This window comes from Wolbachia endosymbiont of Anurida maritima (assembly GCF_042182995.1).
In the GTDB taxonomy this organism is placed as follows: domain Bacteria; phylum Pseudomonadota; class Alphaproteobacteria; order Rickettsiales; family Anaplasmataceae; genus Wolbachia.
Window position 1 is genome coordinate 1,094,697 of the sequence record NZ_CP102058.1, and the last position, 12,054, is coordinate 1,106,750.

15 protein-coding genes and 1 tRNA gene are annotated in these 12,054 nt (G+C 34.1%); 6 read left to right on the forward strand and 10 right to left on the reverse strand.

Features of this window, described 5'->3' with window-relative positions; all coding sequences use genetic code 11:
• Positions 1-16 precede the first annotated feature (16 nt).
• From NOX90_RS05900 to NOX90_RS05930, 7 genes are all read right to left on the reverse strand, one after another.
• On the reverse strand, positions 17-1,027 hold the full coding sequence (locus NOX90_RS05900) for a hypothetical protein (protein WP_375603893.1): 1,011 nt from the start codon (positions 1,025-1,027) through the stop codon (positions 17-19).
• Positions 1,028-1,331: 304 nt separating this feature from the next.
• Positions 1,332-1,425, reverse strand: a tRNA-Ser gene (locus tag NOX90_RS05905).
• A gap of 131 nt (positions 1,426-1,556) precedes the next feature.
• On the reverse strand, positions 1,557-2,063 hold the full coding sequence (gene ppa, locus NOX90_RS05910; RefSeq protein ID WP_375603894.1) for an inorganic diphosphatase: 507 nt from the start codon (positions 2,061-2,063) through the stop codon (positions 1,557-1,559).
• Positions 2,064-2,122: 59 nt separating this feature from the next.
• Positions 2,123-3,334 (reverse strand): hypothetical protein, encoded by a 1,212-nt coding sequence (locus tag NOX90_RS05915; protein ID WP_375603895.1) that lies wholly within the window; start codon positions 3,332-3,334, stop codon positions 2,123-2,125.
• A gap of 99 nt (positions 3,335-3,433) precedes the next feature.
• The gene (mnmA, locus tag NOX90_RS05920) at positions 3,434-4,546 is read right to left on the reverse strand and encodes a tRNA 2-thiouridine(34) synthase MnmA (protein WP_375603896.1); all 1,113 of its coding nucleotides are present in this window, start codon (positions 4,544-4,546) and stop codon (positions 3,434-3,436) included.
• Positions 4,547-4,853: 307 nt separating this feature from the next.
• On the reverse strand, positions 4,854-5,930 hold the full coding sequence (locus tag NOX90_RS05925) for a rod shape-determining protein (protein ID WP_375603897.1): 1,077 nt from the start codon (positions 5,928-5,930) through the stop codon (positions 4,854-4,856).
• A gap of 23 nt (positions 5,931-5,953) precedes the next feature.
• Positions 5,954-7,375 (reverse strand): carboxypeptidase, encoded by a 1,422-nt coding sequence (locus NOX90_RS05930; protein ID WP_375603898.1) that lies wholly within the window; start codon positions 7,373-7,375, stop codon positions 5,954-5,956.
• Between the two features lie 275 nt (positions 7,376-7,650).
• Between NOX90_RS05930 and NOX90_RS05935 the strand changes: the two genes are divergently transcribed.
• The 6 genes from NOX90_RS05935 (at position 7,651) to NOX90_RS05960 (ending at position 11,162) form a co-directional block, all read left to right on the forward strand.
• A complete protein-coding gene (locus NOX90_RS05935; protein WP_375603899.1) occupies positions 7,651-8,130 on the forward strand; it encodes an OmpA family protein in 480 nt (159 codons plus the stop codon).
• A 184-nt stretch (positions 8,131-8,314) separates the two neighbouring features.
• Positions 8,315-9,595 (forward strand): tRNA lysidine(34) synthetase TilS, encoded by a 1,281-nt coding sequence (gene tilS, locus NOX90_RS05940; protein ID WP_375603900.1) that lies wholly within the window; start codon positions 8,315-8,317, stop codon positions 9,593-9,595.
• A gap of 196 nt (positions 9,596-9,791) precedes the next feature.
• Positions 9,792-10,382, forward strand: a complete 591-nt coding sequence (locus tag NOX90_RS05945; protein WP_375603901.1) for an AAA family ATPase — start codon at positions 9,792-9,794, stop codon at positions 10,380-10,382.
• A gap of 12 nt (positions 10,383-10,394) precedes the next feature.
• Positions 10,395-10,760 (forward strand): transposase, encoded by a 366-nt coding sequence (locus NOX90_RS05950; RefSeq protein WP_375603639.1) that lies wholly within the window; start codon positions 10,395-10,397, stop codon positions 10,758-10,760.
• Positions 10,703-10,900 carry a transposase gene (locus tag NOX90_RS05955; RefSeq protein ID WP_375604568.1) on the forward strand — a complete coding sequence of 66 codons (198 nt, stop codon included), beginning with the start codon at positions 10,703-10,705 and terminating at the stop codon, positions 10,898-10,900. The genes NOX90_RS05950 and NOX90_RS05955 overlap by 58 nt, the downstream gene beginning before the upstream one ends.
• Positions 10,806-11,162, forward strand: a complete 357-nt coding sequence (locus tag NOX90_RS05960) for a transposase (RefSeq protein ID WP_375603641.1) — start codon at positions 10,806-10,808, stop codon at positions 11,160-11,162. Before NOX90_RS05955 ends, NOX90_RS05960 begins: the two co-directional genes overlap by 95 nt.
• Here the strand turns inward: NOX90_RS05960 and NOX90_RS05965 are convergent.
• From NOX90_RS05965 to NOX90_RS05975, 3 genes are read right to left on the reverse strand one after another with little or no spacing between them, the layout of a single operon-like run.
• Positions 11,148-11,405 (reverse strand): hypothetical protein, encoded by a 258-nt coding sequence (locus tag NOX90_RS05965; protein WP_375603902.1) that lies wholly within the window; start codon positions 11,403-11,405, stop codon positions 11,148-11,150. The genes NOX90_RS05960 and NOX90_RS05965 overlap by 15 nt on opposite strands.
• On the reverse strand, positions 11,311-11,508 hold the full coding sequence (locus NOX90_RS05970; protein ID WP_375604568.1) for a transposase: 198 nt from the start codon (positions 11,506-11,508) through the stop codon (positions 11,311-11,313). The genes NOX90_RS05965 and NOX90_RS05970 overlap by 95 nt, the downstream gene beginning before the upstream one ends.
• A complete protein-coding gene (locus tag NOX90_RS05975) occupies positions 11,451-11,798 on the reverse strand; it encodes a transposase (protein WP_375603903.1) in 348 nt (115 codons plus the stop codon). The genes NOX90_RS05970 and NOX90_RS05975 overlap by 58 nt, the downstream gene beginning before the upstream one ends.
• Positions 11,799-12,054 lie beyond the last annotated feature (256 nt).

The window sequence follows — 12,054 nt, forward strand, 5'->3', positions numbered from 1 at the left end:
AGTTTGAAGACATGCTCTAAGGATCTTCCACAAATAATTCAGGTTGCTTCCAAAATGCAGCACTTGCACCAATATTTAACTTGTTGAAAGTAAATAATCTAAGTACAGAAATATCAAAACCATATGCCATGTACTCTTCAACCACTTCGCTATCTTTTAAGCCAGCAAATTTACCACTACCAGAATATTTGTGAGACCACTGAGAAAGATCTTTAGATTCGTGTGTTTTAAATTGTTTGCCAAAACTAAATCCAACTTTAATTGGAGTATGATCTGTTATGATGTATGCACCAAACTTTTTTTCAATTACACCGTATGGAGTAAAGATTGATCTTGCAAATGGCATGACACCAATATTACCAATACTCAGTACAGGAACATTAACATTTCTGCCAGTAATAGCAGAATATACAGAAGCAAAAAGTATCGGATCAAGAAAGCTTAAAAATCCATGAGATTTAATGATATTGCGACTGATGGATTTGTTACCATACATTATTTCCATATCTTCTACATAATTATTCACATCATGCCCTGGATTATTATTATGATTTATATAGTTATATTCTATTTGATCTGCAGCGCTCAAGATATAACCAATACCTGTAATAGGGTCAATTTCTTGCTCATGAACAAAAAGATTATCCGAAATTTTTTGTGCTAACAGATAGTTAGCTTGGATACCTCCTAGTGAAATTATAGTATCTTTTTGTATATGCATTGATCCAGTACATCCAGTATGTATAGATCCACTAAGTAATAATGGATCTATTTCTAAACCATGTGGGTTACAGTTGAATTCTAAAGCCCTTAAGCTATGCCCAGATAATTCATGATTTAATAAAGTAATCATAGCAGCACTGTAGCCAAAACCTAGTCTATAAAAAAATTTTTTGTTCAAATCGTATTTGCTTGATAAGTAGGCAAGACCGGATATAGCGGAAAACGCAGCGCTTGTTCCTGCGTTTTGTGATGAAGTAATATTTTTATCGATGGATAAGTTGATAAAAAAATCTTTTTTTATCAACTTGCGCTGCAGAATATGTAGAAAATAGCAATAAGACTAAGAAAATTTTTATATAATTCATTGTACCATCACGATCAGATTAAATAGAACTTAGATTATATTTTTTATTAATCAAACGAAATTTGCTCCATAGTGGTTCAAATTTTCGAAACAGTTTGTTTTCCTTTGATATATTGAATTAATTTAGATAGTTGGGGACGTAAGACCTACTGCAAAACAAGATTTGAATATTTTTTTATGGTTAAAAATGACCAAGACAACGGGACACTAAATTGAGTACAGAAAATAATTTGCTTTGACATAGTGGCGGAAGGAGAGGGATTCGAACCCTCGATACGACTTTTCAATCGTATAACGGTTTAGCAAACCGCCGCCTTCAGCCGCTCGGCCACCCTTCCAAATTTAGAACCTAAAGATCATATAATACCAAGACCTCTACCGCCTGTCTAATGCTTTTAATTGCAACATTAAAAACAACAACATTTTTCCAAACAGTGTAATTTTTAGATCTGGGCTAAATCAACACAAACTAATTTCTGCTTTTTTCAATGATTTTCTTTGCTTCTTCTACACCAACCCATTCTCCAACTGCTACCGTTTTTCCCTTTTCTAGATCTTTATAATGAGAAAAGAAATGAGCAATTTTATCTAGTAGGTTTTTAGATAAGTCAGAATAGTCCTTTATATTGTCATAATAGCTATCAACACTGGAAACAGGCACAGCTAATATTTTCTCATCTTCTCCTTTTTCATCTTTAGTGAGTAATGCGCCTATTGGACGCACCGATATCAAAACTCCGGATATTAAGGGAAATTGAGTTAGCACCAAAACATCCGCAGGGTCACCATCACCTGCGCAGGTATTTGGTATAAACCCATAATTGCAAGGATAAGCCATTGAGGTAGACAAAAATCTGTCAACTTGTAACAACCCAAGCTCTTTATTAAATTCATACTTTACAGGCTCAGCATTTGCACTTATTTCAATTACCACATTCACCGCATTTGGTCCCGCTGTTATTTTACTTAAATCCATAAATCACCTCTTAACTTAAGAATAAGCATTATACAATATGTGCTTTTAAGTTGCTACATTTATGTAATTCTAAACTTATTTTGCACGGGCTGTCCTAAATTTTCATTCGTCATCTCATTGACTGTTGAAAGCGGTGGTTTCTGTGATAATTGAAATAAAGCATATACTATTACAATAGTAAGTACCGCAGCAATTATTAGATTAGTTTGTGGCTTTATTGAGTTAAACAATTTTTGTTCCATAAAGAAATAATCGGCAGCATATAATCCAGCAGACAATATAAACATGCCTAAAGCTAGTTTGCAGAACGTATTTCTATGGTCTTTGTCTTTTTTCTTGTTGTTGAGACGCCTACACCTGTTCTCTTCTTGTGGAGCTAAGTAATATGTATTCTCAGGGCTTGTTACTAATTGCTCAAATTGATCACTGTTTTGGTTTTTTAACAGTTGCTCCAGGGTATTTTTTGTACTTATAGTATACAATTTGTATCCATACTTCGAGTTTTCCTCCCTCTGATCTATACTATTATGATCGATTATATACTCGATTGTTCCATCTCTATTTGCTAGATTAATTTCGTGATGTAGTATACTGGCTAAAGATACTATATAACTTTTTATTAACGGATTCTTATCTAACTCTAGTACCTCTCTTTTTACTATTTTGTCAGGCGATAAAGGTTTTTTATAGCTACCCCCAAAAGAATATAATAGAGAAAACAATAAAGCCACATTTCTATCTACTTTTATGTCTTGATGAATAGAATAGTAACAGTCGATAACAAATTTATTAAAATAAAACTCTTTATCAAATTTTTCATTTAGTAATTTTTTAATGTCAGCAAGTACCTTATTTTCAAAATCTTCTTCTGTTTTAAATATTGGCGCTCTCTTTGGGTTTGCCAAGGCGTTAAGTAAGTCTAATTTTCTTCCATCTACTATTTCATTTATATCTTTACCTAACTCAGACCCTCTAATAATGTCATATATTTCATCTATGACATCTTTAGTATTCAGGTTGTTGTTTTCACTTAGAATTCGATAAGCTAGAGCATGAATTAAAAACAGCCCTTGTAGACTAAACTTTAAGTTAAAATAGTAATCTAATTGTTCATCTTGCTTCTGTATGAATGCAGACAGACCTATGTGATTCCTGTGATCCATAAAACGATCTAAGTCAGCATGTTGAAAGCTACCTAAAAAAATAAATAACGTCTCTAATAAATTACCCTTACCAACAATTTTTATTAATTCTTCAACTTCCTTAACCATTGCTAAAACCTATAATGTTCTACTTTATAGTATAAGGGATATATGGCAAAATAGCAATAAATATTATTGTACGTTTACACTCTGCATTAAAGCCTTTAGTTAAGAGCATATCCATCCACCGCCAATTACTTGCTCATCTTTATACGCTACACAGGCTTGACCAGGGCTGATGCCAAAGTAATTGTCGTTTAAAATGACACAGGCTTTATTCTTTTCGTCAGTTGAATATATTGTTGCTAAACTTCCCGCGTGTGATGACCTGAGCTTCACAGTTACTTCCATACCTTCCTTTGGTTGTTCTAACCAATTTAACTCTTTGATCAATATTTTTTTTTGCATTAATGCGTTGATCGGACCTACTATAACCTCATTATTCTCTGTATTAATTTTTATCACATAAAGAGGTTCATTGTGTGCGATACCCAAGCCCTTTCTTTGCCCTACTGTAAAATTTACTATGCCACTGTGCTCGCCTAGCACTTTTCCATTAACATCCACTATTTTACCTTTCTGTACAGATTGTGGAGCTAATTTAGCTATTGTTTTACTATAGCTTTCGGAAACAAAGCATATATCTTGACTGTCCGGCTTTTTAGAAATTTGTAAGCTGAAATACTTTGCTAATTTTCTTATATCACTTTTATAGAACCCACCTAGTGGAAATCGCAAAAGCTTCAACTGCTCCTTTGTTGTAGCAAATAGAAAATAGCTTTGATCTTTACTTTTATCAATGCTTCTGCACAACTTTACCTCACTATTTTTTTCTAATCTTCTCACGTAATGTCCTGTTGCAAGCACATCCGCACCAAGATTTTTTGTAACTTGCAATAGATCACGAAATTTTACCGTTTGGTTACATCTTACGCATGGTATGGGAGTTTCCCCACGCATATAGGTACTTGCAAAATCCTCTATTACTTCCTTTTTGAATATTTCCTCGTAGTTTAAAATATAGTGAGGAAAGCCAACACTTTCAGCCACGCGCTTAGCGTCATAAATATCCTGTCCAGCACAACATGCACCTTTTCTTGCGTTAGCATTACCGTCGGTGCCATAGAGTTGAAGAGTTACACCTATCACCTGATACCCAAGGTTATGTAGCAGTGCTGCAGCAACGGAACTATCAACTCCTCCGGACATTGCAACAATAGCCCTGGTCTGATGCGGAGCTTTATCTTTTAACAAAGGTTCAATTTCAAATTCTTTTAGCATAATCGCCTTAATTTATAAACGCAAATCTTGTGTCATTCCAACATACAACTGTGCAAACGTTTTGATTTGGGGGCAATTCACATAGTAGATGATGTCATGAAAGTAGCTGACACTGGAATCTAGCTTCTATTACACAAATTCATTAAAACAGCATATTTATTTGTAATCAAGTTCCAGTGTCAGCTACTTGGATAACACCCTTTTCTGCTAGAAGTTGCCTTCAAATTACTTGGTGCATGACACTGGGATCTCATTTATATTACATAATTCCATCAAAACAATTCGATAAACTACCTTCAAAAACAATTTAATCTTGCTTGAATAAAACATGGCCAAAATAGTCCATGTTTTCAAGTACTTTTCCGCTACCTAGGGCAACACAACAAAGTGGATCATCTGCAACACGAACTGGTAATTTTGTTGTTTCGCTAATAACTTTACTCAAGTTACGCAATAATCCACCGCCACCAGATAAAATTATTCCTCTATCGACTATATCAGAAGAAAGTTCAGGTGGAGTGCTTTCCAGTGCAGTTCTAATAGCAGAAATTATCTGATGTACAGGCTCTATTAAACTCTCTGCAACTTGGTATTCTGATAAAAGCATTTCTTTTGGCATACCACTCACTAAATCCCTGCCTTTAATTATCATTCCCTCTTTGTTATTTTCACCTGGCAGATTGGCTGAACCTATGCTTTTCTTAATTTTTTCGGCAGTTGTTTCACCAATTAATAACTTATGATTTTCACGAATATATGATTTTATTGCTTCATCCATAATATCGCCGCCTACTCTGGCAGAACGTGAATAAACAATTCCGCCTAAAGAAATAATTGCAACTTCAGTTGTACCTCCTCCTATGTCAACAATCATAGAACCTTCAGGTTCGGTAACTGGAAGTCCAGCTCCAATTGCTGCAGCCATTGGTTCTTCAATTAAGAATACTTCATTTGCACCAGCACTTTCTGCTGCATCTTGTATAGCACGCCTTTCAACTGGCGTGGATCCAGATGGAACGCATATGATAATATTAGGTTTATTAACAGTGAATTTTGTGTTTGCACTGCGTATGAAATATTTTAGCATTTCTTCCGCACTTTTAAAATCAGCAATAACTCCATCCTTTAAGGGCCTTATCGCCTCTATTTCTCCAGGCGTTTTTCCAAGCATCATTTTAGCTTTTTTACCAAAAGCATAAGGAACATAGCTTCCTTTTTCTTTTATTCTTGCTACAACTGAAGGATCATCAAGCACTATTCCCTGATTTTTCTGATAAACTAAAGTGTTTGCAGTGCCAAGATCTATAGCAATATCGCTAGCGAATAAACCTTTGAAAGTGAAAAGGCTACAAAACTTTCTGGTTAATTTTCGAACAAAATTCATACGCAACTCAAGAAAATCACTTATTAAGACAAATTATACTTTCCAGATAAGTAGCTAATGCAGCACTCAACGTCTAAACCCTTACCTGTTACTTTTTTTAGCAGTTCCAGGCCACACTTTGCACTGTATATATTTTGAGATAACCAACTGATAAGTAAACTAAAATCTCCTTTTATTATAGCACCTAAAGATTCGTAATGATTCTTTTTAATGAAAGAGAAAATCTGCGCAGCAGTAATTAAAGCTATAATTTTAACAGGAAAATAGCCCATAACACCACTTACCCAATATTCATCTTGAAAATAAGTGTTTAGCTCATTTTCAGCTTTTACTGGAATTTTATAGTGCTTCATACCTTCCAGCCACGCATCATGCAGGTCTTTGACTTCCAATGTACCATTTATTATATCTTGTTCTAACCTAGTTCTCAACATAATATGAGCTAACAGACTAAATTCATCTGCATTTTTTAAAAAAGAAGAAAGGTTTATTTCATTGAAAATCAAGTACAAATTTTCAACACTGCTAACTTTCTCGTTAGTTTTGCCTTTTATAGCAAATTTCTCTTTTATGTGTGGTTGAATGAACTCAATAAATTCTCTGGATGTTCCAATCATCCTTTCCATGAATAACCCTTGAGTTTCATACATAACATGTCTCGTAATTGGACTACTTATAGAATTTTGCGCTAAACATTTTTGATAAATTGCATAACCACTATGCCGTAAAAGAGAAAATAAACCATAACAAAAATCAGATTCATCATAATCTATAGGGCAGTAATAAGAAGTACGAACCTCATGCAGTGCAACGCCCATTTGCTGTAAACATAACGAGCCAAGTTCAATCTGCTTCTGAGTAGCAACTTTTTGTATATTAGTAACCTTATCCTTTTTCTGCTTTTCAATTATTTTATCTACATTTCCACTAAAGAATTTGCCTACCTTGGGAAATATTTCCTTTATATTCTTTTCTGTGATATCAGAGTCATAGTCAGCAAGCAGTGAGTCGTATTTTGAGCATTTTAATTGCTGCGATTTTATAGAAGCTACTTCGCGAATGAGTTTGATTAAATCAGCAAAACGTTCTTTTAGTCTTTCCAAATTACTGGCTTCAGAATTGGTTAGCCTCCATAAACTTTGGCATTCAACTTTAGCTTTGGACAAAGATTTTACTAAATCAATAGGAACAGCACTGTTGCTCTTATGTATTCTCTCTATTAACTTTAGCTGCCAAGCATCTGCACTCTTTTTGTTGTCAAGAGCATCTGCTAATGATTCCTTTATTACGTCATGAGAGATAATTTCATGTCTGATTTCTTCTAGAAGACCCATTTGTTCAACTTTGTCCTCTGCATTCAATTGGCTTTGGTTTAGTACTTTTAGCGTATTTTCGATATTCTTTACCCTATGTAATACTCCCTCTAAAAACTTACAAGATTTCATATTTGTTCATTATTTTAGAAAACATCTGTTTAATATCGTAATAGATTAATAATAAAGTTAAAAGTATATTTCCTTAAAGTACAATAAAAAATTGCACATTTTATTCCTTTATTGGATTTTTCTACTCAGAGTCCAGCATATTATAAGAAAATTAATTGTAAGGTTGTAGAAAAAGTATTTAGTATTTTATTTCTCTTGACTATATTACAATATGGGGAGATATTAGGTACTGAAATTAAAGTTACGCACTATTTAAAATTTATGGAGGTTTAGTAATGTGGAGTAGACTGGTTATAATGTGCTGTTTTTGTTTACTACTTACTGGTGTAAGTTCTTGTCCAAAAAAAGGAGCAAATACAACAAATAAAATGAATTCTGTTGTTAAGCAGATAGGTGATAAAAGAGTTTTCTTTGGTTATAATGAATCTAATATTACTGAAGTAAGTGCAGATGCATTACTTGATGTAATGGAAGTGCTACAAAACAATCCTGATGCGAAGGTTACTTTAACTGGTCATACTGATAACCGTGGTTCTCATGAATATAATCTTGCGCTAGGCGCTAGAAGAGCAGATGCAGCTAAAAAATTTATGGTTAGTTGCACACCCTACATAGAAAACAGAATAAAAACTGCTTCTAAAGGTGAAACTGAGCCTTTGGTTGATGTAAAAGATGATTCTAGAAATTCTAAATATGAAAAAGAGCATGCTAAAAATCGTAGAGTGGAATTTTCATTTTCTGGAATAAAGAAATAGTTTCTTGCATTAAAACCTGGATCCCAGTGTCAAGCACTGGGATGACATAAAGAAAGGGCACTGGGGTAGACAAAAAAGGAAAAACTTGTCATATTTCGTTGCTTGTTAGCGGGATCTATATATACCACAAATAAGTCGCGGTATGACGTAAGAGATCTGACCTATCTGGCCATCAAGAGATATAATGGAATTAGAGTTATTATTTCAAAATATAGCTAATAGCTTTGCTTTCTATAATAATCAAGTTGCAGTTGCAGTATCAGGTGGTGTAGATAGTACAGTCTTACTGCACTTAATGACTAACTGGGCNAAAAAAAACAAGCTTTCACTTCCTATAGCATTAACAGTAAATCATGAATTACGTTCAGAGTCTCAAAAAGAAGCTGATTTTGTTGTAAGTTATGCAAAAGAACTTGGAGCAAAGGAATCGTTCATATTAAATTGGGAGAAGCAAAATATTAAAGGCAATATTCAGTTACAGGCACGAAAAGCACGGTATAAGTTACTAGCAGAGTGGTGTAAAAATAATAATGTTAAATATTTACTTGTTGCTCATCACAAAGATGATCAAGCAGAAACGTTCTTATTAAGATTGGAGCGAGGTAGTGGCGTAGATGGATTATCATCAATGGACTACAAGTCTTTCCTAAATGGTATTTATATATTTAGGCCATTGTTAAATTTTAGTCGTAGTGAAATAGAAAAGTACGCTAAGCTTCACCGGTTAAAATGGATTGAAGATAGAAGCAACTATAACTTAAAATACAGGCGAACTTTATACCGTAACTTACTTAAAGCAAGTGACAATCAAGAGATTTTAACAGAGCGAATATGCCTCACAGCCCTTCATATGAAAAGAGCTGCAAAAGCGTTGATGTACTACACACGCCTTGCATTTAATGACTGTGTTAATGTTCATTATCTTGGTTATATTGAAATTAAACTAAGTGAATTTTATCAATTGCCAGAGGAAATAGCCTTGAGAATTCTTCTTTACTCTATAATGGCAATTGCTAGTAAATATTATAAACCAAGGTACAACAGCCTTATCGTAATATTTAATAAAATATTGCAAAAGGATAGTAATGTTAACTGCACACTTTCTGGGTGCAAAATAAGAAAATATGGAGAAAATATCTTAATAATTAGAGAATCGTCAAAGATACAGAAAAGTACTGTAAGCTTGCCATTAAACGATCCTATTGAATGGGATAACAGATTTAGCTGCACAATACTTGGAAATCAAGAGTGTTCAGTTATCATTGCTCCATTAAAAAAAACACAAAAAGTTCCTGAATTTCTGAAGGATTACAACTGCTGCCCTGAAGTTTTCTATTCTTTGCCTGTAGTGCTAAAAGATGGAAAGGTGCTTGCTTATCCTTATGTAAGTCATGATGGAAAAGACATCAATAGTAATAAGGTTCAATTCATTATTAGTTGCATAATACAAAAAAGACTTGTATGATAAATAATGAAAATTTATCTTAGTGAGGTATTATATGAAGATAACTTGGCGAGGGTTTTTTAAATTTGTTTTGCTGTGTCTAGCAATCACCGCTTTTATTTACCTTATTTANTCTTACGTGGCTTAGCATTAAAGCTACTGCTGCCACTATATCTTTCATGCCTATAGTTATAAATCTGCCGTAGTAACTTGTGCAGTGGCAGGTACTGCAACTGCACTTCTATTTGTGTTTGGAGCAATATGTGTCGGTGTTTATGAGCTAATTAAATCACCTAAAGTAACAAATGTACCTGAACAGAGAGATGTAACCGAGCAAAAAGTAACACTTGATGACGTTATAGCAACAGATGAAGTAAAAAAAGAGCTACAGGTGATTTGTAATAATCTGTCAAAAGAAGGGAGAGAAAAATTAAAAAAACTAAACGTTACTGGAAAAATAACTTACATTTTACATGGCCCACCAGGCAATGGTAAGGCCTTAATAGCTGAAGCAATTGCAACTAAAACTAATTTGCCATTTTTAAGCATTAGTGGGCATGAGCTTTCCATAAGTTATTTTAGTGGGTATGGTGATCTTTTAAAAGACGCAAAGAAAAAGCCTCGTTGTATAGTCTTTATAGATGGAATAGATGCTAGTACAAAATACGATAAAGAGACTCAGCTCACACGATTAGAGGAATTGTCTAAGTTGAAGTCTGATGTAACATTAATTGTTTCAGCTAAAAGTGTAGATGCTTTAGAGCATGTCTTCAAACTAAGTAGAAAGGAGTTAAGAAGTGTGTTATAAGATATATTTTAAATGTACCCAAGCGATATAAGTGACAAAGAATGGAAGATGATAGAGCAATATTTTGAACCTAAAAAGACCGGCAGACCAAGAAAACACAGTATCAGAACGATTATCGATGCAATAAGGTATGTGATGAGAACAGGCTGTCAATGGAGACAACTACCTAAGAATTTTCCACCATGGAAAACCGTGTATAGTTGTAATTCGCGTTTAAAAAAAAGTGGAATATGGCAAGAAATTCATGATTTTCTAGTTAAAAAACTAAGAAAGATAATTGGTAAGAATGAAACTCCATCAGTAGGAATAATTGACAGTCAATCAGTAAAAACCACTCAAAAAGGGGATCCAGAGGATATGATGCTGGCAAGAAAGTAAAGGGTAGAAAACGCCACATCGTTGTAGATACTCTAGGTCTTGTAATTGCTGCTGAAGTACACAGTGCAAGCATTCAAGATCGTGATGGTGCAACTAAATCTTTTTGTTCAAGCCAAATGCAAAGCTCCAACATTACGTAAGTTTTTTGCTGATCAAGGATATACAGGTAAATTGCAAAACCGCTGTTTATTGGAAACTGGATGTTTGTTGACGATTACCAAGAAAGTAGTTGATACAGGATTTCAGGTTATTCCTAAACGTTGGATTGTTGAGAGAACCTTTGCTTGGCTCTCCAATTTTAGACGTATGAGTAAGGATTATGAGCATTCTCCTCTCACTTCAAAAAATAACATCTTTTTTAATATGATCACTATTATGCTTCACAAATTAGCTCATTCTTGAGTTTGAAGATATGCTCTCAACAATCCAACGTTTAGGAATAACCTGAAATCCTGTATCAACTACTTTCTTGGTAATCGTCAACAAACATCCAGTTTCCAATAAACAGCGGTTTTGCAATTTACCTGTATATCCTTGATCAGCAAAAAACTTACGTAATGTTGGAGCTTTGCATTTGGCTTGAACAAAAAGATTTAGTTGCACCATCACGATCTTGAATGCTTGCACTGTGTACTTCAGCAGCAATTACAAGACCTAGAGTATCTACAACGATGTGGCGTTTTCTACCCTTTACTTTCTTGCCAGCATCATATCCTCTGGATCCCCTTTTTGAGTGGTTTTTACTGATTGACTGTCAATTATTCCTACTGATGGAGTTTCATTCTTACCAATTATCTTTCTTAGTTTTTTAACTAGAAAATCATGAATTTCTTGCCATATTCCACTTTTTTTTAAACGCGAATTACAACTATACACGGTTTTCCATGGTGGAAAATTCTTAGGTAGTTGTCTCCATTGACAGCCTGTTCTCATCACATACCTTATTGCATCGATAATCGTTCTGATACTGTGTTTTCTTGGTCTGCCGGTCTTTTTAGGTTCAAAATATTGCTCTATCATCTTCCATTCTTTTGTCACTTATATCGCTTGGGTACATTTAAAATATATCTTATAACACACTTCTTAACTCCTTTCTACTTAGTTTGAAGACATGCTCTGAGAGAACCTTTGCTTGGCTCTCCAATTTTAGACGTATGAGTAAGGATTATGAGCATTCTCCTCTCACTTCAAAAAATAACATCTTTTTTTAATATGATCACTATTATGCTTCACAAATTAGCTCTTAGATCAGCAATTGGTTGAGCGCAGTTATTGTTGCCTTTGGAAAATTCAC

Bases quoted from the DNA above. Each gene is read 5' to 3' on its own strand.
- mnmA (WP_375603896.1), bottom strand. From the start codon at position 4,546: ATGCTAAAAGAATTTGAAATTGAACCTTTGTTAAAAGATAAAGCTCCG.
- ppa (WP_375603894.1), bottom strand. From the start codon at position 2,063: ATGGATTTAAGTAAAATAACAGCGGGACCAAATGCGGTGAATGTGGTA.
- NOX90_RS05935 (WP_375603899.1), top strand. From the start codon at position 7,651: ATGTGGAGTAGACTGGTTATAATGTGCTGTTTTTGTTTACTACTTACT.
- NOX90_RS05925 (WP_375603897.1), bottom strand. From the start codon at position 5,930: ATGAATTTTGTTCGAAAATTAACCAGAAAGTTTTGTAGCCTTTTCACT.
- NOX90_RS05915 (WP_375603895.1), bottom strand. From the start codon at position 3,334: ATGGTTAAGGAAGTTGAAGAATTAATAAAAATTGTTGGTAAGGGTAAT.
- NOX90_RS05950 (WP_375603639.1), top strand. From the start codon at position 10,395: ATGTACCCAAGCGATATAAGTGACAAAGAATGGAAGATGATAGAGCAA.
- NOX90_RS05930 (WP_375603898.1), bottom strand. From the start codon at position 7,375: ATGAAATCTTGTAAGTTTTTAGAGGGAGTATTACATAGGGTAAAGAAT.